This is a genomic window from Amycolatopsis mongoliensis (assembly GCF_030285665.1).
Taxonomy (GTDB): domain Bacteria; phylum Actinomycetota; class Actinomycetes; order Mycobacteriales; family Pseudonocardiaceae; genus Amycolatopsis; species Amycolatopsis mongoliensis.
This window is the reverse complement of record NZ_CP127295.1, coordinates 10,694,843-10,721,641: the sequence shown is the minus strand read 5'-3', so window position 1 is coordinate 10,721,641 and position 26,799 is coordinate 10,694,843. Positions and strand designations below refer to the sequence as shown.

22 protein-coding genes, 1 tRNA gene and 1 pseudogene are annotated in these 26,799 nt (G+C 70.3%); 12 read left to right on the top strand and 12 right to left on the bottom strand.

Features of this window, described 5'->3' with window-relative positions; genetic code table 11:
• Positions 1-267: 267 nt before the first annotated feature.
• Both QRX60_RS51020 and QRX60_RS51015 read right to left on the bottom strand, forming a co-directional pair.
• On the bottom strand, positions 268-873 hold the full coding sequence (locus QRX60_RS51020; RefSeq protein ID WP_285998655.1) for a dihydrofolate reductase family protein: 606 nt from the start codon (positions 871-873) through the stop codon (positions 268-270).
• A gap of 121 nt (positions 874-994) precedes the next feature.
• Positions 995-1,612, bottom strand: a complete 618-nt coding sequence (locus tag QRX60_RS51015; RefSeq protein ID WP_285998654.1) for a dihydrofolate reductase family protein — start codon at positions 1,610-1,612, stop codon at positions 995-997.
• Positions 1,613-1,876: 264 nt separating this feature from the next.
• Between QRX60_RS51015 and QRX60_RS51010 the strand changes: the two genes are divergently transcribed.
• From QRX60_RS51010 to QRX60_RS50970, 9 genes and pseudogenes are all read left to right on the top strand, one after another.
• Positions 1,877-3,301 carry a condensation domain-containing protein gene (locus QRX60_RS51010; RefSeq protein ID WP_285998653.1) on the top strand — a complete coding sequence of 475 codons (1,425 nt, stop codon included), beginning with the start codon at positions 1,877-1,879 and terminating at the stop codon, positions 3,299-3,301.
• Between the two features lie 37 nt (positions 3,302-3,338).
• On the top strand, positions 3,339-4,151 hold the full coding sequence (locus QRX60_RS51005) for an SAM-dependent methyltransferase (protein WP_285998652.1): 813 nt from the start codon (positions 3,339-3,341) through the stop codon (positions 4,149-4,151).
• A gap of 122 nt (positions 4,152-4,273) precedes the next feature.
• Positions 4,274-5,518, top strand: a complete 1,245-nt coding sequence (locus QRX60_RS51000) for a cytochrome P450 family protein (RefSeq protein WP_285998651.1) — start codon at positions 4,274-4,276, stop codon at positions 5,516-5,518.
• A 128-nt stretch (positions 5,519-5,646) separates the two neighbouring features.
• Positions 5,647-6,219 carry a YceI family protein gene (locus tag QRX60_RS50995; protein ID WP_285998650.1) on the top strand — a complete coding sequence of 191 codons (573 nt, stop codon included), beginning with the start codon at positions 5,647-5,649 and terminating at the stop codon, positions 6,217-6,219.
• A 79-nt stretch (positions 6,220-6,298) separates the two neighbouring features.
• Positions 6,299-7,900: an MFS transporter gene (locus QRX60_RS50990; RefSeq protein ID WP_285998649.1), complete on the top strand. Its 1,602-nt coding sequence runs from the start codon at positions 6,299-6,301 to the stop codon at positions 7,898-7,900.
• Between the two features lie 125 nt (positions 7,901-8,025).
• The gene (locus QRX60_RS50985; protein ID WP_285998648.1) at positions 8,026-8,748 is read left to right on the top strand and encodes an alpha/beta hydrolase; all 723 of its coding nucleotides are present in this window, start codon (positions 8,026-8,028) and stop codon (positions 8,746-8,748) included.
• A 179-nt stretch (positions 8,749-8,927) separates the two neighbouring features.
• Positions 8,928-9,350 (top strand): DUF6069 family protein, encoded by a 423-nt coding sequence (locus QRX60_RS50980; protein WP_285998647.1) that lies wholly within the window; start codon positions 8,928-8,930, stop codon positions 9,348-9,350.
• A gap of 25 nt (positions 9,351-9,375) precedes the next feature.
• Positions 9,376-9,732: a YciI family protein gene (locus tag QRX60_RS50975; RefSeq protein WP_285998646.1), complete on the top strand. Its 357-nt coding sequence runs from the start codon at positions 9,376-9,378 to the stop codon at positions 9,730-9,732.
• Positions 9,733-9,736: 4 nt separating this feature from the next.
• A pseudogene (locus QRX60_RS50970) lies at positions 9,737-10,929 on the top strand (RNA polymerase sigma factor).
• Between the two features lie 620 nt (positions 10,930-11,549).
• Here QRX60_RS50970 and QRX60_RS50965 read toward each other — a convergent pair.
• The 6 genes from QRX60_RS50965 to QRX60_RS50940 all read right to left on the bottom strand — a co-directional run bounded on the left by QRX60_RS50965 (position 11,550) and on the right by QRX60_RS50940 (position 19,555).
• Positions 11,550-12,953, bottom strand: coding sequence for an FAD-binding oxidoreductase (locus QRX60_RS50965; RefSeq protein ID WP_285998645.1), 1,404 nt, complete (start codon positions 12,951-12,953; stop codon positions 11,550-11,552).
• A gap of 129 nt (positions 12,954-13,082) precedes the next feature.
• Positions 13,083-14,516 carry a trehalose-6-phosphate synthase gene (locus QRX60_RS50960; RefSeq protein WP_285998644.1) on the bottom strand — a complete coding sequence of 478 codons (1,434 nt, stop codon included), beginning with the start codon at positions 14,514-14,516 and terminating at the stop codon, positions 13,083-13,085.
• Positions 14,513-15,727, bottom strand: a complete 1,215-nt coding sequence (locus tag QRX60_RS50955; RefSeq protein ID WP_285998643.1) for an MFS transporter — start codon at positions 15,725-15,727, stop codon at positions 14,513-14,515. Before QRX60_RS50955 ends, QRX60_RS50960 begins: the two co-directional genes overlap by 4 nt.
• Before the next feature lie 4 nt (positions 15,728-15,731).
• Complete coding sequence (locus tag QRX60_RS50950; protein WP_285998642.1) at positions 15,732-16,508, bottom strand: beta/alpha barrel domain-containing protein; 777 nt, start codon at positions 16,506-16,508, stop codon at positions 15,732-15,734.
• A gap of 255 nt (positions 16,509-16,763) precedes the next feature.
• Positions 16,764-18,308 (bottom strand): 4-hydroxyphenylacetate 3-hydroxylase family protein, encoded by a 1,545-nt coding sequence (locus QRX60_RS50945; protein ID WP_285998641.1) that lies wholly within the window; start codon positions 18,306-18,308, stop codon positions 16,764-16,766.
• Complete coding sequence (locus QRX60_RS50940; RefSeq protein ID WP_285998640.1) at positions 18,305-19,555, bottom strand: acyl-CoA dehydrogenase family protein; 1,251 nt, start codon at positions 19,553-19,555, stop codon at positions 18,305-18,307. Before QRX60_RS50940 ends, QRX60_RS50945 begins: the two co-directional genes overlap by 4 nt.
• A 264-nt stretch (positions 19,556-19,819) precedes the next feature.
• Between QRX60_RS50940 and QRX60_RS50935 the strand changes: the two genes are divergently transcribed.
• The gene (locus QRX60_RS50935; RefSeq protein ID WP_285998639.1) at positions 19,820-20,122 is read left to right on the top strand and encodes a hypothetical protein; all 303 of its coding nucleotides are present in this window, start codon (positions 19,820-19,822) and stop codon (positions 20,120-20,122) included.
• A gap of 850 nt (positions 20,123-20,972) precedes the next feature.
• Here the strand turns inward: QRX60_RS50935 and QRX60_RS50930 are convergent.
• The 3 genes from QRX60_RS50930 to QRX60_RS50920 form a co-directional block, all read right to left on the bottom strand.
• Positions 20,973-21,049, bottom strand: a tRNA-Arg gene (locus QRX60_RS50930).
• A gap of 903 nt (positions 21,050-21,952) precedes the next feature.
• Complete coding sequence (locus tag QRX60_RS50925) at positions 21,953-22,336, bottom strand: peptidase inhibitor family I36 protein (protein WP_285998638.1); 384 nt, start codon at positions 22,334-22,336, stop codon at positions 21,953-21,955.
• A gap of 176 nt (positions 22,337-22,512) precedes the next feature.
• A complete protein-coding gene (locus QRX60_RS50920; RefSeq protein WP_285998637.1) occupies positions 22,513-23,574 on the bottom strand; it encodes a LacI family DNA-binding transcriptional regulator in 1,062 nt (353 codons plus the stop codon).
• A 68-nt stretch (positions 23,575-23,642) separates the two neighbouring features.
• Between QRX60_RS50920 and QRX60_RS50915 the strand changes: the two genes are divergently transcribed.
• Positions 23,643-24,815 carry an MFS transporter gene (locus tag QRX60_RS50915; protein ID WP_285998636.1) on the top strand — a complete coding sequence of 391 codons (1,173 nt, stop codon included), beginning with the start codon at positions 23,643-23,645 and terminating at the stop codon, positions 24,813-24,815.
• Between the two features lie 196 nt (positions 24,816-25,011).
• The gene (locus QRX60_RS50910; protein ID WP_286003878.1) at positions 25,012-26,172 is read left to right on the top strand and encodes a sensor histidine kinase; all 1,161 of its coding nucleotides are present in this window, start codon (positions 25,012-25,014) and stop codon (positions 26,170-26,172) included.
• On the opposite strand, the gene QRX60_RS50905 is transcribed toward QRX60_RS50910, so the two are convergent.
• A complete protein-coding gene (locus tag QRX60_RS50905) occupies positions 26,146-26,784 on the bottom strand; it encodes a histidine phosphatase family protein (protein WP_285998635.1) in 639 nt (212 codons plus the stop codon). The genes QRX60_RS50910 and QRX60_RS50905 overlap by 27 nt on opposite strands.
• Positions 26,785-26,799: the final 15 nt, after the last annotated feature.

Below are 26,799 nucleotides of genomic sequence, written 5' to 3'. Positions count from 1 at the left end.
CGGTGGTCAGCGTCCGGTACTGCGAGCGGGTTGGCCATCTGTCCCGTCTCCTCTGTCGGGCCGCCGGGTCGTCCGGCCGCTGGGCGAAGGCCTGCCACGGCGCCGAACCCGGTGAACGGCCGGGCGCGCGGGAAGGGGCATCTTCGCCAGCATGCTGGAGGTGCCGGCCGCGGCGCATCTCGTCGCTTGCGGGGGCAGCGTCGCGCCGGGGCCCGGACGAGGGCTCGCGGAGACTGCCACGTCTCCGCCGAGCCTTCGCCGTCCTCGTCACTCGGAGGGGTACTGCGGGCGGCCGTCGGTCCGGTAGACCTGAGCCACGATGCCCTTCGGGAAGGCACGCGATTCGACCAGCTCGAGCGAGGTGTCCAGGCCGGCCTCGGGGAACAGCCGCGTGCCCTCGCCGACGACCACCGGGACGACGAGCAGTGTCATCTCGTCGACCAGGTCGTGCTCGAGCAGCCACCGGATCAGGGCGCCGCTGCCGTGCACCTGCAGCTCACCGCCCGGTTTGGCCTTCAGCTCGCCGATGGCCGCCGCGAGGTCACCGGAGAGCAGGGTCGTCTCGGCCCAGCCGGGTTCGGTCAGCGTGTTCGACGCGACGTACTTGGGCCGCGTGTTGAGGGCGTCGGCGATGGTGTTGCTGCCCGGTTCGATCACTCCCCAGTAGCCGGCGAAGAACTCGTAGGTTCGCCGGCCGAACAGGAACGCGTCCGCGCGCTGGTAGATGTCGTTGACGTACGATCCGGATTCTTCGTCGAACCGCATCCTCGCCCAGCCGCCGCGCACGAACCCGCCGTCGAGCTCGGGGTGGCGTCCGCCGTTCCCCTGCATCACGCCGTCGACGGAGATCTGCGTGGTGGTTGTCAGTTTCATGATCGCGGTTCCTTTCTCACTGCTCGGGGACGACCCTCGTGGACCGGCCCTCACTCCTTACTACGAACGCCGCCGCACCGATTCGACACCGCGGGGGATCTCTTTTCCGGAGACTTCGCACTCAGGCGTCGGCCCTGGCGTACCGGGGGCGGCCGTGGGGCCGGTAGGTCTGGAGTGTGATCCCGCTGGGCGTGGATCGCGATTCCACCTGTTCGAGCACGGTGTCGAGGCCGGTGTCGGCGAACAGCCGCCGGCCCTGGCCGAGGATCACGGGGGCGATGAGCAGGGTGATCTCGTCGACGAGCTCGTGGTCGAGCAGCCACCGGATCAGGGCGCCGCTGCCGTGCACCTGCAGCTCGCCGCCCGGTTTGGCCTTCAGCTCGCCGACGGCGGCGGCGAGGTCGCCGGAGAGCACGGTCGTGTCCGCCCACCCCGGATCGGTCAGCGTGTTCGACGCGACGTACTTGGGCTTCGAGTTCAAGGCCACCGCGATGACGTTGTCGCCCGGATCCGCGGCCATCGCACCCCAGGAGCCGGCGAAGATCTCGTAGGTCCGGCGCCCGAACAGGAACGCGTCGGCGCGCGCGTAGACTTCGTTCAGGAACGCTCCGGCCTCGCCGTCCCACAGCGGACCCTGCCACCCACCGCGCTCGAACCCGCCGCGACGGTCCTCGTCCGCTGCGCCGAGTCCCTGCATCACGCCGTCGACGGTGACACACGTCGTGGTAATCAGTTTCACGGTCTTCGAGCTCTCTCTTCCGGCTTGTGCGGGTGTTCTCCCGAATACGCGCGCCAGAGTATCGCAGCCTGCCCGTATTCTTGCGCCGAAGCGGATCCTGAGCAATTTCGAAGAAATCCCCGGACACGGGGCCGGGGACGGCCAGCACGGACCGAGATGACCGCGTCATGGCGGGCAGGCACGATGAACCGCAGCCGGACAGCTCACGCGCCGCAGAAACCGCCTCCAGGGAGGCGACCGGGATATGAGAGGAATCGCAGTCCGATGACCCTCGAACAAGAGTCCCCGGCCGCCGATGACGTCACCGACCGGCGGCACCTTTCGGCCAGCCAGGCGTTCATGTGCGCTTTCGACCAGGGTAACGACGAATTCGGCGCATTCGGACCGCGGAACATCGTCTCCGCGGGCTGGCGGCTGCGCGGCCGGCTGGATCTGGCCACCCTGCAGTCGGCCCTGGACGACGTCGCGGCGCGCCACGAAGGGCTGCGCACGCTCATCGTCCGGGACGAAGGAGAGCCCTACGGCCGCGTCCACCCGCCGAGTCCCGTGCGTCTCGCGGTCAGCGACCTTTCCGCGGCGGTGACCGAAGCCGACCGGGAGCGGCGCGCGCACGAGTTCCTCAACGAGGTCGAGTGCGCCGACCGGTGCCGCATCGGCGAGATGCCACTGCTGCGAGCCAGCTTGGGACGGTTCGACGACGACGACGCCGTGCTCGTGCTCGTCACCCACCACTCGGTCAGCGACGCCTGGTCCATGCATCTGATCCTTCGCGACCTCGCGACCTGCTACGCGAACCGCCGGGGGTTCGCCGAACCCAGGCTGCCGGATATGCGGCAGTACGGCGAGCACGCGAGCTGGCAGCAGGAGACGCTGGCCGGGGAGCGCGCGGTCGTCGCGCGCGAATACTGGCGGACCAAGCTGGCGGGCGCGAAGTTCGTCACCATCCCCACCGACCGGGTGCGACAGCCGGCCCGCCGGCCGTCCTACTCGGTGTACAGGTTCTCGTTCGACCCGCAGCTCTTCAGCGCCACCAACGCGCTGGCGAGGTCGATGCGGAGCTCGTCCTTCATGGTCCTCTACGCGTGCTACAACCTGTTCCTGCACCGGAGGACGGGGGCGACGGACATCGTGGCTCCGACCTTCATGGCCGGCCGCGGGGAGCCGGCGTTCCACGAAACCGTCGGGCTGTTCTTCAACCTCGTGCCGATGCGGACCGACGTCGCCGGCTGCGCGTCCTTCCGCGACCTGGTGCACCGGACCCGCGCCACGCTGCTGGAGGCCATCAGCTACGAACTGCCGTTCCGCGAGGTCCTGCTGCAGGCCGACCCGGGCCTGATGGAACCGTTCATGGACCCCCACGGGGTCGTCAACACCTTCGAGGTCAACCACTACCCGCAGACGCTCGAGGAAGAGCTGATCGGCGATCTCCGCTACACCGGCCTCCGCCGTCGCCTGTTGTCGGCCACGGACACCTCGGAAATACCGAACGGCAGTCTGTGGGACTTCGACCTGGATCCCGCCGGGGACATGGTGGGCGTGGTGAAGTACGACAGCTTCGAGTTCGACGAATCCACGATCGTCGCGATGGTCGCCGAGTACCGGGAACTGCTGCGCGCGTCGCTGGCTTCCCCGGATTCGGCGTTTCCGACGTGCAGCAACAGGGAAGACGCCGCACCGGGGGAACGCTGAAATCCTGTAGTCAAACTCGACGCCAGAGGGGAACTCCGTGAGCGAACTGAACTGGAATCCGGCCGAGGTCGCCGACTTCTACGACGGCGCGAGCGCGTTGGCCGACAAGTACTTCGGTGGCTACCAGCGCCAGGGTTACTGGTACGACGACAACGACGAGGCTTCGCTGGAAGTGGGCGCCGAGCGCCTCACCCGCAAGATCGTCGACACCCTCGGGCTGCGGCGCGGCGAGAGCCTGCTGGACGCCGGGTGCGGTTCCGGAACTGCGTCGATCGACATCGCCGGCGCGTACGGCGTCGAGGTCACGGGTATCACGATCAGCCCGGTCGAGGCCGCGAAGGCCCGGACGCGGGCGGCCGCGAGCGAAGTTTCCGGCCAGGTCCGGTTCGAGACCGGCGACTACCATTGCCTGTCCTTCCCCGAGAACCACTTCGACGCGATCGTCGCGTTCGAGTCGCTCTTCAACGCCTTCGACCTCGAGAAGGCACTGGCCGAGTTCCACCGCGTGCTCCGGCCCGGTGGTCGCGTGGCCATTTCCGAAATCTCGAAGACGACGGATGCCTCGCCGTTGAAGAAGCCGTTCCCCCTGGCTCGCGAGCCCATGACCGCGGAGAGCTGGATCAAGGCGTTCGAGTCCGCGGGTTTCGTGGTCGAGGAGCGGATCCAGAGCCGCCGCGTGTACGTGAACACCGGCAAGCGCCACACCGAGCACTTCGAGAAGGTGAGCGGCCTGCTCACCGAGGAATTCGGCGCGGAGATGACCGAGGGTATCCGGCAGGGGATGCGAGAGGCGTTCCACCTGGGGCCGGAGGACGTCACCTACCTGATCCTCTGCGCCAGGAAGCAGTAGTACCACCAGGCGAGTACTGCGGATGGCCGCAGATGCGAAACCACGAATGGCCGGGGTGACGTTCCAGGCACCCGGCCATTCCCTGTTCCGGCCGGAGCATCGCAAGAAATCGGGAGACCGCAATGAGTTCGAACCGTCCCTTCACCCTGGACCCCACGGGCCGAGACATCCACGCGGAAGCGGAGCGGCTGCGCCCGCTGGGCCCCGCCACCCAGGTGGAGCTGCCGGGTGGCGTGCTGGCCTGGACGGTCAGCAGCTACGAGGTCGGCAAGAAGCTGCTGGCCGACCCGAACGTCAGCAAGAGCGCCCGCCTGCACTGGCCGGCCTTCATCAACGGCGAGGTCCCGCCCGACTGGGAGATGATCAGCTGGGTCGCGATGGACAACATCTCGACCACCTTCGGCGGCGACCACCGCCGGCTGCGCCGGCTGACCAGCAAGGCGTTCAACGCGCGCCGGCCGGACGAGATCCGCCCGAAGGCGCAGGCGATGATCGACACGCTGCTCGACCGCCTGGCCGGCGCCTTGGCCGCCGGCGAGGTGGTCGACCTGAAGACGGCGTTCGCCTACCCGCTCCCCGGCATGCTGGTGGCCGAGCTGATCGGCATGTCGGACGAGGCCAGGATCGCGGCGGCGAAGATGATCGACCTGATGGTGGCCACGAACGTCACACCCGAGCAGGCGCAGGAAACGCTGCTCGGCTGGCGTGACGCGATCACCGATCTCATCGCGCAGAAGCGCGCGGAGCCCGGCCCCGACATCACGAGCGACCTGATCGCCGCCCGGGACGAGGACGGCTCGCGGATGAGCGAGCAGGAGCTGACCGACACGGTCTTCGCGATCCTCGGCGCGGGCTCGGAGACCACGATCAACTTCCTCGACAACGCGGTCACCGCGCTGCTCACCCACCCCGAGCAGCTCGAGCTGGTCAAGTCGGGGCAGGTTTCGTGGGAGGAGGTCATGGAGGAGGTGCTGCGGCTGCAGGCGCCGCTGGCGAGCCTGCCGCTGCGGTTCGCGGTGGAGGACATCGAGCTGGACGGTGTCACCATCCCGAAGGGCGACCCGATCCTGATCAACTACGCCGCGGTCGGGCGTGACCCGGCGCTGCACGGGGCCTCCGCCGCCGAATTCGACATCACCCGCGCGGACAAGGAGCACCTGTCGTTCGGCCACGGCGCGCACTTCTGCCTCGGCGCGGGGATCGCCCGGATGCTGGGCAAAGCGAGCCTCTCGGCGCTCTTCGAGCGCTTCCCCGACCTGACGCTGGCTGTCGACCCCCAGGACCTCGTCCCGTATCCCACGTTCATCATGAACGGCCACCGCCACCTGCCCGTACGCCTGAAGAACGCGCTTTCCTCGGCGGCCTGAGCCCGCCGCGGAGAGGCAATCACGAAGGTGACGGAGCCGGTCGCCGGCTGTGACAATCCAAGTGGATGGCTGCCGGTGCGCGCACCGGCGGTCGCGGGGAATCAGCATTCGTTGATCTGGGAGGAACTGTGAGCGAAAGTGTGGACACCGCCGGCCGGAGCCCGTTGCCCGGCGTGACCCCCGGCACGTGGGTGATCGACCCGGGACACTCGTCGGTCGGATTCTCCGTGCGTCATCTGATGAGCCGGGTGCGGGGACGCTTCACCGAGTTCTCCGGCGAGATCGTGGTCGGCGAGACGGCGGACGTGTCGTCGGTGCACGTGGCCATCGAACTGTCCTCCGTGGACACCGCGAACGAGATGCGCGACAACCACCTGCGCACCAAGGACTTCTTCGACATCGAGCAGTCGCCGAAGATGACGTTCGCCAGCACCGCCCTGCGCGCGGCCGGCGACAAGTGGACGCTCACCGGAGATCTGACGATCCGCGACATCACCAAGGCGGTGGACATCGAGGTCGAGTTCCTCGGCGTGGACCCGACGGGCATGCAGGGCGAGCCGCGCGTCGGATTCGCGGGCAAGACGTCCCTCAGCCGCAGTGACTTCGGGATCGACTTCGGTGTCGCGGCCGAAGGGGCGAAGGTGTTCGCCGGTGACCAGGTCGAGATCGTCCTCGAGGTCGAGGCCACCTTCAGCGAGTGAGCAGGCGACCGGCCGGGTCGCCTTGACAACCGGATGAAAGCGCGTCGCCTCGGGGGCGCGCCGACGACAGGATCAGGTCGTGACTACTGCAGACACGAGGCGCCCACCCGGGCGGCGGGAATGGCTCGGCTTGGCGCTGCTCTGCCTGCCCACGTTTCTCGTTTCGATGGATTTCTCGGTGCTGTACCTGGCTGTGCCGCACCTGACCGCCGACCTCGCGCCGAGCGGTATCCAGCAGCTGTGGATCGTGGACATCTACGGCTTCGTGATCGCGGGTTTCCTGGTCACCATGGGAACCCTCGGCGACCGGATCGGGCGGAAGAAGCAGTTGCTCGCCGGGGCCACCGTGTTCGGCGTCGCCTCGGTGGTCGCGGCGTTCTCCAGCAGCCCGGGCATGCTCATCGGGGCCCGCGCGGTGCTCGGCGTCGCGGGCGCCGCGGTGCTGCCGGCGGTGATGGCCCTGGTCACCGGCATGTTCCCCGAGCAGAAGGACCGCAGCCGGGCGCTGGCCATCTGGACGGCCTGCTTCATGACCGGTTCGACGCTCGGCCCGCTCGTCGGCGGCGTCCTGCTCGAATACTTCTGGTGGGGCTCGGTGTTCCTGGTGTCCGTGCCGGGGATCGTGCTGCTGCTGGTGTTCGGCCCCGGCCTGCTGCCGGACCAGAAGAGCCCGTCGGCCGGCAAGCTCGACCCGGTCAGCGTGGTGCTTTCCCTCGCCGCGATCCTGCCGTTCGTCTACGGGCTGAAGGCGCTGGCCCGCGACGGCTGGGCGTGGTTCCCGATGGGCGCGCTGGTGTTCGGCATCGCGGTCGCCGTGCTGTTCGTGCAGCGGCAGCGGCACCTGGAACACCCGCTGCTCGACCTGGGGCTGTTCGGCAACCGCATCTTCCGCTCGACGGTCATCATGTTCTTCATCTCCGCACTGGTGGGCGCGGGCAGCCTCCTGCTCGTCACGCTGTACCTGCAGAACGTCACCGGGCTCACCCCGCTCGCCGCCGGCCTGCTGCTGCTCGGGCCCAACGCGCTGATGATCGTCGCCAGCCTGACCACCCCGCGGCTGGCCAACCGCATCCGGCCGGCCTACCTGATCGCGGGCGGCATGGTCGTCGCCGCCGTCGGGTACCTGATCTTCACGCTGACCGGCTCGGCTTCCGGCCCCGGGACGATCTTCTTCGCCATGTGCGTGGTCATGCTCGGCACCGCGCCGCTGGCGGCGCTCGCCAACCACCTCGCGATGGGTGCGGTGCCGCAGGAGAAGACCGGTTCCGGGGCGTCGATCGTGCAGACGGCCACCGAGTTCGCGATCGGGCTCGGCATCGCCACGCTCGCCACGGTCGGGACCGTCGTGTACCGGAACAACCTGGAGGGTTCGCTGGGCGCGGTACCGGCCGGCGCGGCGAACGCGGCCAGGGAAAGCATCGACCGCGCGGTCGACGCGGCCAACCACCTGCCCGGCATACAGGGGAGCGGACTGCTGGCCGCGGCCCGGGACGCGTTCACGTCCGGCCTGCACGTCGTGGGCGTGATCAGCGCCGTGCTCTGCGCCGGACTGTGCGTGCTCGTCCTGCGAGCGTTCCGGCACGCGACGAACGCGCACGGCGGTGTGGACGAAACGACGCAGCAGCAGACGTCCACCGATCCGGTGGCCGAGACTGCCCCGACCACCGAACAAGCAGCGTAGGAACGGGTATTCGCTCCCGGTGCCCGGGCGTTCCGGGCACCGGGCGGCAGGGAGAAGCGGGATTGCGTCAGCTGGAATTGACGTCCGTGGATGGCGTGCGGCTCGAAGCCGTACGCCATTCCGTCGTGGGACGGGCACACCGGGGTGCGGTCCTCCTGGTGCACGGGTTCGGTGCCGACATGACCGTCGGCGGGATGTTCGTCCCGCTCGCCGAGCGGCTGGCGGACGCGGACTTCACCGTGCTGCGGTTCTCCTTCCGCGGGCACGGCGGCAGCGGCGGGACACCCCGGGGGGTGACGATCGCGGGCGAGCTGCTCGACCTGCAGGCCGCCGTCGAACACCTGCTCGACCGCGCCGGCGGGCCGCTCGCCATCGTCGCCTCCAGTTTCGGCGCGGTTTCCACCACCCTTTCCCTGCCGTGGCTGGGTGAGCGCCTCGACCGGTTCGCGCTCTGGGCGCCCGTGCTGGACCTGCGGCGGACCTTTCTCGATCCCGAACTGCCTTGGGGCGACGAAAACTTCGGTCCGGACCAGCGGAAACTGCTGGAGACGCAGGGCTTTTTGCGCCTACACGGCGGTTTCGAAGCCGGCCGGGTGCTGTTCGACGAGTTCCGGCACTACGACCCGCTGAAGTGCTTCACCACCAGTTCGGTGCCCGCGCTCGTCGTGCACGGCGACGAGGACGCCTCGGTGTCGTACGAAATCGCGCGGCGGGCCGCGGCCGGCCGGCCCAACACCCGGTTCCACACCGCCCGCGGTGCGGACCACGGGTTCGGCACACCGGACCGGCGGGCCGAGGTCGTCGCGATCACGGCGCGGTGGCTGGCCGACGGCCTCGGTACGCCGTGAACACCACCTCGCCCGAGGCTGCCCCGCGGGTCGGCGCGTCCCGCGGTTCACCCTTCACACCGAGTGGCGCCAAATGGAGAAGGAAATTCTTTCCGGGAGGTGTCGAATGGTGTCGAGTCCGTTCGTAGTCATGATGAGAGACCGGAACAGAGCCGGTCGCCAAACCACGGAGGCACACGTTGTCCGTCACCGCCAACACCGCGACCACCAACACCGCCGCCGCCACCTCGACGAAGTCCCTCGTGGTCGGCGGTCTGACCGCCACGGCCATCGCCGCCGTCGCGACCACGGCCGTCGCCGGGCTGGGCAAGCTCGCCGGGAACAGCCTCGCCGTCAACGGTGCGCCGATCCAGCTTTCCGGGTTCGCTATGCTGACCGTGGTCTTTTCGGGACTGGGCTTGATCCTGGCCCTGGTGCTCGCCCGGAAGGCCCGCAGCCCGCGCACGGCGTTCGTCCGCACCACCCTCGTGCTCACCGCGTTGTCGCTGGTCCCCGACCTCGTCGTGGACGCGGCGGTTTCCACGAGGCTGCTGCTGATCGTCGCGCACCTGGTCGCCGCCGCGATCGTCATCCCGGCGATCGCCCGGCGCCTGCACGTCTGATTCCCCGGTTCGAAGGAGTTCGTTCGTGAAGCAATACCTGCTCGCCGTTCACATGGACGAAAGCGCGCCGCCGCCGTCCGAAACGGAATTGCGGGCACACCTTGCCCGGACGGGGCAGGTCACCGACGAAATGCGGGCCGCAGGCTCGTGGGTGTTCGTCGGTGGCCTGCTGCCGTCCCACGCCACCACGGTCGTCCACCCCGGCAACGGCAGCTCCACGGTGACCGACGGCCCGTTCGCCGAGACGAAGGAACAGCTCGGCGGTATCTGGGTGATCCAGTGCGAGGACCTCGACCAGGCGCTGGTCTGGGCCGAGAAGTGCGCGCTGGCTTGCGGGTGCCCGATCGAGGTGCGCCCCTTCGAGGATTCGTACCGGGCCTGAGCGCATGGATCTGGACAGCGTCTACCGGGCGGAGTACGGCCAGTGCGTGGCCACCCTGACCCGCCTCCTCGGCGACATCGGGCTCGCCGAGGAGGCCGTGCAGGACGCGTTCGCCGTGGCCATCGAAAAGTGGGGTGAGGCACCGCCGCCCAACCCCGGCGCGTGGATCGTGACCACCGCCCGCAACCGCGCGATCGACCGCCTGCGGCGGGAATCGACGCGGGAAGCCCGCCATGCACAAGCGCTGCTGCTGCACCAAGCCGACGAACCGGAGGAGGTGGGACCCGTGCGGGACGACCAGCTGCGCCTGATCTTCACCTGCTGTCACCCGGCGCTCTCCCCCTCGCGCAAACCGCACTCACCCTGCGGTTGCTCGGCGGGCTCGAGGTGGCGGAGATCGCCCGCGCCTACCTCGTCCCGGAAGCCACCATCGCCCAGCGCATCGTTCGCGCGAAGAAGAAGATCCGCGACGCCGGCATCCCTTACCGGGTGCCCGGCGAAGCGGAGCTTCCCGACCGGTTGCCGCCGGTCCTCACCGTGCTCTACCTGATCTTCAACGAGGGCTACACCTCCACTTCGGGTGGATTGCTGCGCACGGACCTGAGCCTCGAAGCCGTCCGCCTGGCCAGAGCACTCGCCCAGCTGATGCCCGACGAGCCCGAAGTGCTCGGGCTGCTGGCGCTGCTCCTGCTCACCGAAGCCCGTCGTCCCGCGCGGGTGAGTCCCTCGGGGGAACTCGTGGTGCTCGCCGAGCAGGATCGGTCGCTGTGGAACGGCGAACTGATCGCCGAAGGTCACGAGCTGGTGCGGCGCTGCCTGCGCCGCGGGCAGCCGGGGCCGTACCAGCTGCAAGCCGCGATCAACGCCGTCCACACCGACGGCCCGGCCACCGACTGGACGCAGGTGCTCGCGCTCTACGACCAGCTGCTCCAGCACAATCCGACGCCGGTCGTGGCGCTCAACCGCGCCGTCGCCGTCGCGGAGGTGCACGGACCCGCACTCGCCCTCGCCACCATCGCCGAGCTCGAGCTGCCGGGCTACCACCTGCTGCCCGCCACTCGTGCCGACCTGCTCACCCGGCTCGGCCGGACCGCTGAAGCCGTCTCCGCCTACGACCAGGCGATCACCCTGGCCACGAACGCCACGGAGCGGGCCTTCTTGGAGAAGCGCCGGGCGCGGCTGAGCGCCGGCGCCTGACCGGGCCGGCCGCCTGAGGCCAGTGTCGCGCGTCCGAGGTTCGTCGACAGCGGCCCGGCCCTGCGCGCCAAGGTGGCATCGGGTGCATCGGACCCGGATCTGCCGAGGGTCGCGGCGGCTGGTCCGGCGACATGAATGAGTCATTCATGTCGTCGGACGAGGTGAATGGGTCATTCACTGCATCGCGGCCGGGCCTGCACGGGCCGGGCTCTCATGACGCAGGTTCCCGCCGCCCCGAACGTCGAACACCTTGCAACGCGCGACACCAGCTGCAGGACGGCCGCAGTGCGTGGTGGCCGCCGTCGGAGTAGCAGATTTTCATCGGAGTCCACCGGACGCGGGACTGCTCCGCGGAGAGCTCGAACAGCTTCTCGCCGGCTCGGAACGGCACGTCCGCGACCGCGAAGAACCCGCCGTTCGGCACGTTCCACCGCACGCTGCGCTTCCTCGCAGAGTCCGCATGGTGTTCCGGTGGAACGCGATCTTGTCGCGGTTGGCGGCACGCAGGCTGCGGCCGGACTCGACGAGCACGCCGCCGATGGCGGCCTGCGACAGCGGCGAGGTGTTCCCGGTCACCGTGCTCTTGATCGCGGTCAGCCGGGCCGTCTCCTCGGTTGCGCTCAGCCCGGCGCGATCACCTTGCCGGGGTTGAGGATTCCGGCCGGGTCGAGCGCGGTCTTGAGGGCCCGGTGCAGCCGCACGCCGACGGGGCCGAGCTCCTCGGCGAGCCAGTCCCGCTTGAGCAACCCGACACCGTGCTCGCCCGTGCAGGTACCGCCCAGAGCCAGGCCCAGCCGCATGATCTCGTCGAACACCAGCCGTCCACGGTCCAAACTGGAACTGTCGGCCAGGTCGACCACGATGACCGGATGGAGGTTCCCGTCGCCGGCGTGGCCGACGACGCCCACGAGGACGTCGTGCCGGGCGGAGATCTCCTCGACGCCGGTCACGAGCTCGACGATCCGGGACCGCGGCACCGCGACGTCGTCCACGATCAGACCGCCCCGGCCGTCCGGGAAAGTCTGCGTCGCGAGGTGTTCCATTGCCGGGTGGGCGAGCCGGCGGGCAGCGGTCAGTGCCTCGGCCTCGGCCGCGTCGCCGGCGACGTAGAGTTCGCTCGCCCCGGCCGTCCGGCAGTGCTCGGCGATCTGTTCGAGTTCGGCGCCGGCTTCGTCGCCGGTGTCGAGCGCGACGAGTAGCATCGCCGCGGCCTCGGTGTCCAGGCCCATCGGCCGGTAGGCCTCGATCGCCCGGAGGTGCGTGCGGTCGAGCAGCTCCAGCATGCTCGGCACGTGTCCGGCGGCGATCACCGAAGACACGGCCTGACCGGCGGTCGCCATCGTCGGGTAGACCGCCACGAGCGTCCGGGCCTCCCGGGGCGCGGGCCGCAGCCGGACGGTGATTTCGGTGATGATCCCCAGCGTGCCCTCCGCACCCACGAACAGCCGCGTCAGGTCGTAGCCGGCGACACCCTTCACGGTCCGGCGGCCGCAGCGCAGGATCTCGCCGTCGGCCAGCACGACCTCCAGCCCGAGCACGTACTCGCCGGTGACGCCGTACTTGACGCAGCACATCCCACCCGCGTCGGTCGAGACGTTGCCGCCGATCGTCGAGGACTCCCAGGAGCCCGGGTCCGGCGGGTAGGCGAGCCCTTCCTTGGCCACAGCCCGGCGCAGTTCCGCGTTGACCACCCCCGGCTGGACGACCGCGATCCGCTCCGCGGGGTCGATTTCGAGGATGCGGTTCAACCCCGTCAGCGAAACGACCAGGGCGCCGTCGGTCGCGTTGGCCGCACCGGTGAGTCCGGTCCGCGCGCCCTGCGGAACGACCGGAACCTCATGGGCGGCGGCTACGCGGACCGTGGCGGCGACTTCGGCGGTGTCCTGGGGGCGCACCACGGCGAGCGGCGTGCCGGCCGGGCACAGATCGGCCTCGTCCCGCGCGTGGCCGGACAGCAGATCCGGATCGGTCAGCACCCGGTCGGCGGGCAACACGGCCAGGAGGTCATCGAGGAGGGATCCCATGCCGCCAACGCTAACGAACGGCAGCGGCACGGTTCCAGCCCGCGACCGGAACACCGCATTCGGCAGGAGGTTCCCCTCGGTGGTGAGCTACGACGGAGAAACGCCGTCCACCGGCCGCACGGGCCGCGGTCAGACGGCGATACCGAGTTGGCCCGTTGCCCCCGGGAAGCCCGCCGGGGCGAACACCGCCTCCAGCCATCGGCCCGCGCTCTCCGCACGGAGCAGCGTCCGGCGTCCGGCGGCCCCGTCCGCTCGTGTGCTCCGCCCGCCGAGCGCGGCTTCCATCGCCGTGCTCGTCCCGCCGATGTCGAACGGATCGATCGGGACGGCGAACCGACCGAGCTGCTCGTACACGCCGGCGTTCTCCGACAGCAGGAGCGACGCGGAGTCGGGAAGGAGCAGAGCCGCTTCCTTGGCGAAGAGGTTGAGACCGTCATAGGTGGAGTTGACCAGCGCAGCGTCGCACATGCCGAGCGCTGCGATGACGCTGTTGCGCGAGTCGCCGCCGGTCCCCGGGTAGATCAGCGAGACCGCCTCCCGGTCCGGGCTGCCGAAGCGTTCGTTGATCCGCCGCACGATCGCCTCGTTCTCCACGCGGTACGCGTCGTGCCGGGCGGCCGCCCGGCTGGGCACGGTCGCGATGGACGCGAACCAGCATTCGCCCGCCAGCTCGGGACGCCGTTCCAGCATGGCCTCGTAGGCCAGGAAACCCCGGGTCATGTTCTTCCAGAGGTCCAGCCGGTCGGCCCGGGTCAGGATCCGCCGGCCCCCGGCGAGCTCGGCGAGCCGGCCCTGCCAGCGAGCGGTCGCGGGCTCCCGGCGCACCCGCTCCACCGCGTCCACGTCGAGCGGGAACGGCACGGCGACCATCCGCGTCGTCCGCCCCCGGTGACCGACCGTCCAGCCGTCGATCGTGACGTCCGGCAGGTACCGCCGGCAGCAGGCGAGGAAGGCGTCCACCCAGCGGCCCGCGTGGAAACCCACGACGTCGCACTGCAACAGGCTCTCCAGGAGTTTCGTGCGCATCCAGGCCGGCAGGATCGAGAAGTAGTCCGGCTCGCACCACGGCGTGCCCAGGAAGTACGCCAGCCGGTTCGCGCGTTCGCCCTGTGCGGCGTAGAACTCCGGCACCAGCATCAGGTGCGGGTCGTTGATCAGCACCAGTTCGTCCGCGGAGTTGCCTGCCAGCTCGCCCAGCCGGTTCGCGTAAGTCCGGTTGACCGCCTCGTATCCCGTCCAGGCGTCGACCATGTCGCTGTCGACGACCGGTTGCCTGGACGTGTCGTGCAGGTAGTGCAGCAATCCGAGCAGTAATCCGATGGACACGGTGTCGTAGTGCTGTTGCCGGACGTCCTCGGCCAGGTCCAGCGGATGCAGCCGGACTCCGCCGTTCAGGGACACGGAGCCGGCCGGCGGGCTGCCGGGAGGCGCGGTGAAGACCCAGTGCCCGCCGTGTTCGGAGAGCAGTGCGATGAGCATCGGGACGAGCCCGCCCGGTGAGCGCGGCAGCAGCCCGCCGTCGTCCCACCGGGGGCAGCTGTTACTGAGCGTCAGCAGTTTCACGAGGGAATCCTCCTGAGGAAAAGGAAAACGGCAGCCGGTGTGCCGATGAGGCAGAAGGCCGGGTAGCCGCCGAACTCGGCCACGAGGCCGGACAGCGGCCCCGCGGTGGCCGCGGCGAGCCCCATCATCACTTCCGCGATGCCCTCCACATGAGGCCGCGTTTCGGCGGGGACGGCAGTGCCGAGCAGCGTGCTGCCGCCGACGACTCCGCAGTTCCAGGCGACGCCGAGGACGAGGAGGTGGACCGTCATCACGAGGGCGCCGGAGCGTTCGACGAACAGGCCGATGACCATGGCGACGGCCAGTAGCAGGCCGCCCAGCCGGGCCACCCCCGCCGGCCCCTTCCGGTCGGCCAGCAACCCCGTCAGGGGCGCCACCGCGAACATGCCGGTGACGTGCAACGCGACGATGGCGCCGACCTGGCCCAGCGAATGCCCGTGTTCGGTGAGGTGGACCGGCGCGATGGTCATGACCCCGACCATGACGAAGTTCGTCGCGGCCAGGACGCCGACGGCGGTGACCGCCGCCCGGCGGCGCACTGTGTCGGCGAGGACGGCCACGAAGCCGTACCCCGGCTCGGGCCGCGGCCCGAGCGTCCCGGACCGGGTGGCGAGCAGCGCCGCTGCGAAGCCGAACGCGAGCACGGCCGCCAGATACAGCCCGGCCAGGGGTGGCAAGCCCATCGCCCTCGCCACGGCCCCGCTCGGGCCGAGCAGGGTGGGACTGACGATGGCGCCCAGCGCCGTGGCGGCGAAGACCACGCCGATCGCGTGGCCCCGGGTGCCGGCGGTGGCCGTGTCCATGGCCGCGTACCGCGACATGAACACGGCTGAGTTCGCCACGCCGAGGAAGAAGCTGCCGGCGAGGAGAAGGGGCAGGTTCTGCCACAGCGCGGCCAGGACCACGACCACCGCACCGGCCACACCGACGGCGTAGCCCAGCGCCAGTCCCCGCACCCGGCGGCCGATCGCCGCCTGCTGGGCGAGCATCGGTGCGCCGGCGGCGGAGCCCAGGACGAGCAGTCCCAGCGGGACACCCGCCATCGCCTGCGCTTTCGCGATGTCCACCGCCAGCAGAGCGCCCGCCGTGCCGCCGGCGGCGAGGCCGGTGCTCCCGATCGCCGTCGCCACCGCCAGCAGGGCGAGCGCCCGGCGCCGTTGCCTGGTCTCGCCCGGGAGCGAGGAGCGGGCCTGGGCTTGACGCGTTTTCATCGAGTCACGCCGCCACTGCGTCTCCGGCCATGGGAACGGACTCGTAGGCCAGTCGGCCGGCCGTGGCGGCGTGACGCATGGCCTTGGCCATCTTGAGCGGGTTGCCCGCGCGTACCAGGGCAGTGTTGACCAGTGTGGCGGCGGCACCCAGTTCCATGGCGAGCGCTACGTGTTTCGCGCTGCCCAGACCGCCTTCCACGATGACGGGGATGTCGCACTGCTCGATAATGGCGCGAATCGGCGCCGGGTCGACGATACCGCGACCGGAGGCTACGGGGGCGGCCATCACTCGCAGAGCCGAGCACCCGAGGTCCACCAGTTCCCGGGCGACGCCGAGGTCGGGCAGGATGAACGGCAGCAGGTGCGTGCCGCGCGCGCGTAGTTCGGCTGCGGCCTCGACCGTCTGCCGATTGTCCGGCGTGTTGTCCTCGCCGCGCACGTCGAGCTTCAGAATGTCGATTCCCAGTGAATCGTGCAGGATCCGGGCGGTCCGTAGCGCGCTCTCCTTCGACCGGGAAAACGACGTCGTGCCGATCCACACGAACTGGTCCAGCGGCAGCGCTTCATCGAGGTCCGACAGCAGCAGGCTGGAGCGCCGGCTGTCCGGGTCGACGGTCGTGATGAATACGTCGGCGTCGGTCGCCTCGAGCACGTTCTTGACATCCGTCACCGAATCGTACTGCTCGATCCCGACGATCAACCGTGAACGAAATTCGGCGTCGCCGATGGTCAGCCACGGTTCTTCGCTGCGTGCGACTTTCAGATCATGGATTGTGCCCACAACAGACTCCCTTGTCTACGGCGCCGGACGAACGCCGACCACCCTGGTCTCCAGGTGTCGGGCCAGGTCGCGAATCACGCCGTTGCAGTCGAATTTCCGGCAGGGGTTTCGCGTGGAGAAGCATGGTGGCGCGGCGGACGTACGGGCAACTTCGAGCATGCGTGCCTGCCGGTGCGGTTTTTTCGCACGCCAACGGATTCGACGGGCACGCGCCCGTCGAATCCGTTGGCGGCGGGGGACCGGCTCGGCCGGTGTTCAGCTGAGGAGGTCGCGGCCGGCCTTGCCGAGGTGGTCGAAGGTGGTGAGGTCGGGGACGGTCCATCCGTCGAGGTCGTATTCGGCGAGGCAGTTGTCGACGAATTGTTTGTAGCTGTCGAGTTGTCCGTCGGCGAGTTGGCTCTGGAGTAGCTCTACGCGGGTGTTTTCGTGGTTTCCGGTGTAGTTGCGTTCGTAGAGTTCGTGGCGGCCGCCGAATTCGGTGCCGACGGCGTCCCAGAGGAGTTTCATGACTTTGACGCGGTGGACGGCGTCGATGCCGTGGGAGCCGCGGAGGTATTTGTCGAGGTAGGGGCGCATGTTTTCGTTGTGGAAGTCTTGTGCGCTGGAGTTGAGGTAGATGAGGCCGCTGGCGACGTCTTGGAGGACGATTTCGCGGATGCGGGCGTAGCCGAGCTGGGAGAACCAGCGGAATGCCATGCCGTAGTTCGGGTTGGGGAGTACGGCGCCGTTGCGCCAGGGGACGGGGTTGCGGGCGGCGGCGTCGGAGAGTCCCCAGAAGAGGTTGCGCCAGGCGAGGACTTCGCCGAGGCGGGCTTGGACGCCGCGGAAGTCGCTGACGCCGGTGATTTCCAAGGCTTTGGCGAGGAGGCCGGCGAGGAATTCGAACTTCACCGCGAGCCGGGTGCAGCCGTGAAACCAGGCGCGTGCGTTGAACCCGGAGTGCCCGGCGAACATCCCCACCTTCACGACGTCGCCGTAGATGAACACGTTCTCCCACGGGACGAGGACCTTGTCCATCACCAGGATGGTGTCGTTTTCGTCCATGCGGGAGGAGAGCGGGTAGTCGAACGGGCTGCCGGTGAGCGTGGACGCCGCCGCGTAGGACTGGCGGCAGATGAGTTTCAACCCGCGAGCCGCTGTCGGTACGGTGGCCACCAGGGCGAACTTGCGGTCCTTGATCGGCAGCCCGGTGTGGGCGATGAAGTTGTAGTGCGTGAGGGCGGAGCCGGTGGCGACGACTTTGGCGCCGGAGACGATCAGTCCGTCATCGGTTTCGCGTTCGACGTGGATGAACACGTCGGCGACTTCGTGGGGTGGCCGGTCGCGGTCGACGGGTGGGTGCACGATCGCGTGGTTCCAGTAGAGGACTTTTTCCTGGGATTCGCGGTACCAGCGTCGGGCGTTGTCGGCGAAGGGGTTGTAGAAGTCGGCGTTCACGTTCAGCGTCCCCAGAAAGGCCGCCTTGTGCTCCGGGCTGCGGCCCAGCCAGCTGTAGCTGAGCCGCGCCCACTCCGCGATGGCTTTCTGGTCGGCGACGAGGTCGTCGGCGCTGTGGGGAGTGGTGTAGAAGCGGTGGGTGTAGCCGTCGGGCCCGCCGGTGTCGGTGGCGGTGGTGAGGATGTCGCGGTGCTTGGGGTCGTGCAGGGCGTCGTAGAGGCGGGCGGTCATCCTCGCCGGGTTGTGGAAGGCGGGGTGTGCGGTGACGTCTTTGACGCGTTCGCCGTAGAGGTAGATTTCGCGGTCGTCGCGCAGGCTCTCGAGGTACTCGGCCCCGGTCAGCGGACGCGTGGACTCGGTCATCGCTCACCCGCCAGGTCGAAGACCAGTTCGGCCAGCTGCCGGTTGGCAACCTTGGCCAGGAAGAGGCTCACCCCGGCGTGGCTCTGCAGGGCGGACATGTCCCGCCAGATGCGTTCGAGCCGTTCACCGACCCGCACCGCGCTCGACCCGGCGGTCGGGAAGAGGTGTTCGGACAACGCGGCCCACGACAGCCGGACGGCTTCACGGCTGATCAACGACAGCCTGACGTCCACTTCACGGGTGAACGCCGCCGAACCGCGCGCGGCGGCTTCGTGCCACTGCCGCACGCCGTCCGCCAGGGCCGCCTGTGCGGTGGCGATGCGGCCGGTGGCCTCGCCGAAGTGGTATTGGAAGTCGGGGTCCTGGGCGCGCGAGGTGATTGGTGGATAGATCGTCGTGCGGTCGCGCATGAGCTGGGTGTAGATGTCGAGGGCGCCGGCGACCATGCCGGTCGCCAGTGCGCCGTTCTGGAACTGGATCATGCTCAGCACGCCACCGCCGTACATGGTGTTGCCGTGCAGCTCCAGTCCCGGCGCGCCGTCCGCGACGGAGACCAGGCCGATGTGCGTTCCGGGCAGCGCGAAGTGGCTCGGGATGTGTGCCTTCTCGATCTTGATGCTGTGCGAACCGCTGCCCCGGAGGCCCAGCTGCCCGCCCCAGTCCTCCAGCCGCGTCCACCGGTCGCGGGGCAGGACGAACATCATCGGGGTGGGCTGTTCGCCGTCCGCGCCGGCCACGAGCGTGTGGCCGATGAAGTGGGTGGCGTACGGGGAGCCGGAGCAGTAGCGGTGGGTGCCGTCGACGATCCAGCCCCCGTCCCCGGCCCGCTCGGCGAACCCGACCGGCCCGATCGTGCCGGGGCAGATGAAGTCGCCGCCCGCGAACATCTCGTCCTGCGCCGCCTGGCCGAACAGGGTCGCGGCGACATGGGCGTGGGAGGCGCCGAAGGTGTACATCCAGGCCGTGGAGCCGCAACCGCGGGCGAGTGCGGCCACCACCTGCAGGTAGGTGTCGAGGCCGAACTCGTAGCCGCCGTACCGTCGCGGCACGAGCAAGCGGTAGAAGCCCGCGTTGAGGAACTCGTTGTGTGTGTCGAGGCCGTAGTACCCGCGCTCTTCCGTTTCTTGTTGGCGATCGACGAGATCGACCGCGATGCGCTCCGCGCGCGCCACGACCTCTTCCGCCGTCAGCCCCGGCTCGGGCGGGGGCGGGTAGCCGTCTGCGGGCAGACTCCTGGCGGCAGTCATGTCGTCTCATCCCCTTCGGCCAACGTGGTTCGTCATCGAGGATCACATCGGTGTCCGGAGCTGACATCCTTGGGAATGCGGTGCTTGCGTCGTGGTCCGGAAACGATGCCGGCGGGTTTCGAACGCCGGGATCTCCGACCCGCAAACGAGAGGATGCGCGAGCCCGTCGGCCGGGGGCAGGCTTCGAACCGGACCATCCGTGGACGCCGGCCTGGCCTCACGCGACTTGGTGTTCGTTCTCGCCCGTTTTCTTTGGTGGATATCTTGGCCACCACGATCCCGACGCGCGAGAAACTTCACGTCGAGGCGATCGAGGCGCTGGCCGGCGCTGGTGTTCAAGTTGTGACGCCCCAAGCACTTCGGCGGGTACGAGGCCGACACCCGTACCTCGCCGAGGTCGGTGCGGGGGCTCGGTCGGGGCTGCGGCTCCACCGCATGCGTCGCGTCGGTGTACTGATCCCGACCTGGATGGCGCGTCAGTTCCCGGATGAGGTGCCGGAAGAGGTCTTCGCCACCCCGGACACCCGGATCTGCGGGACGCTGAACCCGCTCGACCGACGACCGTGATGGGCGCCCGGCCGGTCCTGACCAGCTCGCTGCCCGCACGAACGTGTCGTGCCCCCACGCCGGCGCATCGCTGTCCGCAGGCTGCACCGTGCGTGTCCGGCGCTTCGGCCGCTTCGGCCATCCGCGACCTGACCACTATCAGCGGTGATCGCTCACGCGAACAAATGTGTCCTGCCGGAGCCTCACGCGGCCTCCGTCGGGGACGGAAGGTACGTCCGGGGTGTGCGTCCATTTCGGTTATCGAGGAGATCGGTCGTGTGAGGACGGGCGCCACCCGGGACGTCAGGTGAATCCGATGTGGACCGAAGTCGCGCATCAGGGGGGTGGACAGGGCGGGCCGGCTGACCGGTGCCGGGTTGCGTGAGGATCGGTCGGCAGATCGTGCGAGGGTGGCCGCGGTCGTGGTCTGGTCTGCCTGCAGTCGCGTGCCGAGGTGGCGCAGCTTCAGCAGGTGCAGTCGGACCAGTCCGGCGAGCCGGGCTTCGTCGAAGACGGCTCGGGCGGCGCAGTTCGTTCTGGCGTCGGCGGTGGTGTCCTCCGCAGGGGTACGCCCTCGGGGCGGCGTGTCGGGTGACGGCCTGTTGCTCTGCGTGACCGCGTGGCCGCGGAGACCCTGAGGCCGGATTCACCGGTTCGGGTAACAAGGTTGTCTCGAGATGGGTTCGGTCGGGACCGTTGGGCCACATGGCCGCTCGCACGGTGCGACTTCCGGACTCCTCCGGCGCGGGGAGCCGTGGACCGTGACCGTCCAAAGTGGGAATACGCCGCGCTGCCCGAGGAGGGCCCCGATGCGGGGCCGGTCACGTGGCCAGGGTGCGTCGTGCGCAGCCGCGCACGACGTCTTCCCTGGTGGCGCCCCCGGCAGGACTCGAACCTGCGACCTAGAGATTAGAAGGCTCTTGCTCTATCCAGCTGAGCTACGAGGGCCCGCGCCGACGGCTGCTGCCGGTAACCCGGCACTGGCAGCTTAGTCGTCGCCATCCTCTCGATCGTTCGACACCGGCGAATCGTTTCAGGTCTCGTTCGACGGAATTCGGAAGTTCGGGGGAAGCGCCGTCGAGAACGTGGTGCAGACCTCCTTGAGTGTCGGGTGCGGTGCTGAGGGTGACCGAACGGGCTTCCCGGCGGGCCTCGAACCTGTAATCTGGCGATCAGAAGGCTCTTGCTGTGTCCAGCCCGACCCCGCTCGCCCGCACGACCAGCGGCCGGGCAGGCAGCGCCGCGAGCGTCCGCACGCCGCTGTCTGCCCGCCTGCCGCGGGTGGCGCGGTGGTCGCCTCACCTGCACGAATCCCGTCTTGACCCGCCCGAGGGCGGCGACCGCCCGAGGCGGCCGGCGTGGGTGACCTGGTCCAAGGGCTTGTCCGGGGTGGTTGTGGGTGGCCCAGGCTTGGGCCGGCGGTCCGGCGGTCGTAGAGCTGGTCGTGGGGTTCGGTGTGAGTGGGCCGCTGCCGGTTCGGAGACCCCCGCAGGCGGCGATGTGGCCGGGACTCCCGCCGTGAACCGCGCGGGACGGTGGGGCCGCCGGGATCGGCCGCAAGCCGGGCCCAGGCTGAACTGATCCCGGAGAAGAGCTGAGCTGTCCGGCCGCCCGTCGTCGGTGAATCCCTGCATCGCCCGGTCGCGCCGGCCCTGTGAACGGCCTGAGGCGCTCGCTGGCGCCGCCTGACACGTCGAGACTCGGCGTGGGAAGCCCGTGGGCGCGCCCCGCCGCCGGGGCGCGCCCACGGGGTGGGGCCGCTGTCGGGGGAGCGGCCCCGGTCGGGTCCGGCCGCCGCCGCGAGCCGGCTCTCCCCGTGGAGCGGACGGCGGTGCGGGCCCGGGTCGGAGGTCACTCCCAGATCTGGATCCCGCGGACCAGGAAAGGCGCGTCCGGCACGAACGTGCCACCACCCGGATAGGTGACGAAATCTCCCTCGGTCGAGCATTCCTCGCTCTGGTACACCGTGACGTCCCGGGTCAGCAGATTCGCGAATGACGCCCCCGTGAATCCCTCGGGCAGGGGAATGCATTCCCCGGGATTCGCGGTGCGCAGGTCGAATCGCTGGGCCGCACCGCCGTAGTCACCCGTCGACCACAGGCAGAACTCGCCCTTCTGGCAACCCGGATCGGCCTGCGCCGGCGCGGCCTGAGCGGTTCCGACGCTGGTCAGGAGACCCAGCGCGGCCAGGACCAGCAGGTGCGGCAGCCGGGCGCGGAGACGGCGTGAAGACATCGTGGATTTCCCCTCTGGATTCGCGGCTTTCGCGGGCCGCGGTGAACTGGTGATTCCAGATTGGCGGGCGGCGGAAGGTTTGTCAGCCCGCGATTTCGAATCTGTGGACGGATCCCCGGGCGGGAACCGGTTGTCCACAGATCCGCGAACGGTCTTGCGGGAGCGAAAAGGGAGTGCTAGGCGGGACCCGTGCTGCCCCGAACCACGAGCGAAACCGGCACCTCGTCCGGCGGGGGGACCGAGCCGCCGGCCAGCAGCCCCAGCACCAGCTCCCCGGCGATCCGTCCCTTCTCCGCGAGGTCCTGCCGGATCGTCGTCAGCGGCGGCGACGACCACGACGCCGGCGGGCTGTCGTCGAAGCCGACCACCGAAAGCTCGTCCGGCACGCCGATCCCGAGCTGCCCGGCCACCGCGAGCACCGCCAGCGCCAGCTGGTCGGACATGCACAGCACCGCGGTCGGCCGCGGCGACCGCCCGAGCAGCGCGAACGCCCCGGTCAGCGCGCTCTCCGCGCTGAGCCCGGCCGCCTCCTCGACGACGACCGAAGCCGACGCCGGGCCCAGCTCGTCCAGGTACCCGGCCAGCCGCTCGCGCGTGTCGCGGAACGGAGCCGACGCCGCCGAAGAAGCGGTCAGCGCACCTCCGCCCGGCGCGACCCGGCTGCACGCGGCGAAGATCCCGAACCGCCGGTGCCCCAGCGCGACGAGGTGCCGCGCGGCCAGCGCCGCCCCGAGCCGGTCCTGGCAGCCGATCCGCGCCACGCCGGGCAGCAGCGGCTGGTCGACGACCACCAGCGGCAGTCCCCGCGCCCGCACCGAGTCCAGCGCCGGGGCGCCGTCGGCCAGCGAATACGCGACCGCGATGTCCGCCTGAGCGGCCAGCACGCGCGCGGCGGGCGGCCCGCCGTCCGCACCGCCCGGCAGGAGCAGCAGCGCGTGCCCGTGCGGATCGACCACCCGGGCCAGCGCGTCCAGCGTCAGGGACAGCGCGGGGTCGGAGAACGCCGTCGACAGCGACGTGTCCAGCAGCACCGCGATCGCCCCGGTCCGGCTGGTCGCGAGGCTGCGCGCGGTCGGGTCCGGGCCGGCGTAGCCGAGCTCCGCCGCCGCTCGCAGGACCTCGTCCCGCAGCCGGCCGGACAGCTGGTCGGGCCGGTTGTACGCGTTCGAAACCGTGGCCCGCGAGACGCCCACCGCCGAGGCGACGTCGTCGAGCGTCGGACGGCGGCGCCGGGTCATCCGCGCAGTCTAGCCATGGACTTTCTGAAGCGCTTCAGTCAGGCTGGGGACCACGAAAGGGGGAACCGATGCGAGACCGGATCGCGGTGTTCGTCGTCTTCGCGCTCAACGGCCTCGCGCTGGGCTCCTGGGCGTCGCGCACGCCCGCGCTGGCGGCGCAGGTGCACGCCTCGCCCGGCGTCTTCGGCCTCGCCCTGCTCGGCGCCAGCGCCGGGATGCTCGCCGCCGCCTCGGTCTCCGGCCGGATCATCGAACGGGCCGGCGCCCGCGTGGTCGTCGCCGGCAGCACCGGCTGCGCGGCCGGCTCGATGGTGCTGGTCGGTTTCGCGCCGGACGTGCCGCTGCTGGCCGGCGCCCTGCTCCTGATCGGCGCGAGCGTCGGGATGCTCGACGTCGCGATGAACGTCGCCGCGGTGGCCGTCGAACGCCGGATCCGCCGCCCGGTCATGCCGGTGTTCCACGCGGGCTTCAGCTTCGGCGCGCTCGCCGGTTCCCTGGCCGCGGGCCTCGCCGCCGGCCACGAGTGGTCCCCGGCGCGCCACCTGACCGTGGCGGCGGTCGTCGCCGTCGCGGTGCTGCTGTTCGTCGTCCGCGCGGTCCCCGGCAGCCGGCCCGGCCACGCCGAAGAAGCAGTGCCGAACCGGGCGCCGATCCGCCGTCCGGTGCTGTGGCTGCTCGCCGCGGTCGCCCTGTGCTCGGCCATCGCGGAAGGCGCGTCTTCGGACTGGTCCGCCTTGCTGATGACGGCCGAACGCGGGGTCGGCCAGGGCGCCGCGGCGCTCGCGTTCGCGGGCTTCCAGCTGGCCATGGCGCTGACCCGGCTGGCGGGTTCGTGGGCACAACGCCGGTTCGGCCCCACCCGCTGCCTCGCCGCGGGGTCCGCTTCGGCCGCCGCCGGGCTGCTCGCCGCGGCCGCGATCCCGGTCGCCGCCGTCGGTTACGCCGGCTTCGCGCTCGCCGGCGCGGGTCTGGCCGCGTCGTTCCCGATGGCCCTCAGCCTCGCCGGCGACGCCGGGAGACGCGGCGACGGGACTGGCGGCGAGCGCGAGATCGGCTTCGTCACGGCCATCGCCTACACCGGGTTCCTCGGCGGGCCGCCGATCGTCGGCGGCATCGCCCAGGTGGCGGGCTACGGCGTGGCGTTCGGGTTCGTCGCGCTGGTCGCCGCGCTGATCCTCCCCGCCGCCCTCGGTGCCCGGCGGGCGCGAAAACGGGAAGCCGCGCTGACGGCCGAATCGTGACGAAGAACCTGGATCCGCGGGGGAGGGACGCGCGTCTCCTCCTGTGCGGCCCTTACGGCCCAAGCCCCGTTGACAGTGCGGAACCGAGCGGGGCAAGCTGAGCGCGTCGTTAGCTGAAATGAATGTGCCGACGTTACGAGTTCAGGTGGGCTGGTCAGGGTAGGGGCCTTGACCCGGGGAGGACGTCGTGAGGGTTGTGCTGCTCGGCGGCGCGGGGGCGCTCGCCGGCGGAGCCGGGCTCCCGCTCGTGCAGGGGGCGGTGCCGAGGCTCGTGCTCGTGCCGGTCGCGTTCCGGCTCGCGCTGTTCCTGCAGGCGATCTGGGCCGGCGGGCCGCTGGGTGCTCCGGTGCTCGCCCTCGCCATCGTGCTGTACCTCGTGCCGAACCTGGCCGAGGTGGCCTGGGTCTTCCACCGCAGCACCGGCATCCGGCCGGTGCTCGCCGCCGACACCGCGTACACGCTCGTCACGAGCGTCGCCGCGGCGCTGTTCGCCGGGCACGCACCCGGCCTGCTCGCCCTGACCTGGCCGAACATCATGGGCACGGTCATGGTCTGGACGCTGCTGCGCGGCGCTCCGGCGGGGGCGCTCGCGATCACCGGTGCCGTGCTCCTGCGCTACGGCATGGCCGTGGTGTCCGGCACGTCGGCGCCCGCGACGTGGATCGTGCTCGCCCTGGTCGCGGCCGCCGCGACCGCGCTGGCGATCGTCCTGCTCGTCGCCGGGGCGATGCGGTTCGCGCACCGGCTGGGGGAGCAGCGCGGCCGCGCCGCCGAACGCGAACGGCACCGGCGCGACGTGCACGACACCGTCCTGCAGGTGATGGAGTCGCTCGCGCTGCCGGCGCCCCGGGACGCCCTCGATCCGGTGGGCAGCCTCGACCAGGTCCGCAGCATCGCCCGCGCGCACGCCCTGCGCCTGCGGCTGAGCCTCGACGGCGACGAACCCGCCGAGCCGGGCGGTCTCGAGCACCGCCTCGGCGCGCTGGCGGTCGAGATGACGGCGGAGGGCCTGCGCGTCGACCTCGTGCCGCTCGCGAAGCTCGCCGACGTCCCCGAGAACGTCGTCGGCTCCTTGCACGACGCGGCCCGCGAAGCGCTGCGAAACACGTTGAAGCACGCGAAGACGCCCAAAGCCGTCGTGTGCCTCGAAGAACACGACGGCATCGTCACGGTGTCCGTGCGCGACCACGGGACCGGCTTCGACGTCGGCGCGCACCGCGCCGGGTTCGGCATCGAGAACTCCATCCACGCCCGGATGGCCGAGATCGGCGGTGCCGCGCGCATCGAGTCGGCGCCCGGCCAGGGCACCCGCGTCGTGCTGACCGCGCCGCTAGAGCTGCGTTTCCCCGTCGGGTGAGTCCCGCCACTGCGGGAACGGGCGGTCCAGCGTCCACTTGCCGTCCTGCTCTTCGAGGACGCGGTATTCGCACGTCCCCGGGTTGGACAGGGATTCGAACAGCTCGATGCTCCAGCCGAAGAGCCGGCGGCAGAGCAGCCGCACCGTGAGCCCGTGCGACACGATCAGGACCGTCTCCGGGTGATGTTCGTCGCGCAGGCGCAGGTCCGAGAGGAACGCCGCGACGCGGTCGTCGACGTCCGCGCCCGACTCGCCGAAGGGCAGCCGGTAGAAGAAGTGCCCGAACTCGTTGCGCCGCGCCTTCTGGACCTCCTGCTCGGCGGGGTCCTGGAGGTTGCCCCAGTCCTGCTCGCGCAGCCGCGGCTCCTGCAGCAGCCGCTCGCACGACGCCTCGATGTCCAGCAGCCGCAACGTCTCCCGCGTCCGCAGGTACGGGCTGACGTAGACGGCGGGCCGCTCGCCGTCGAGCAGCCGGGCGATCTCCGGCCCCGCCGCGAGCGCTTCCCGCTCGCCCTTCTCGGTCAGCGGCAGGGCGTGGTCGGGGATCCGCGTGTAGGCGAGCTCGTCGACGTTGCCGAGCGACTCGGCGTGCCGCAGCAGGATCATCTTCACGCTCCCATCCTGCCC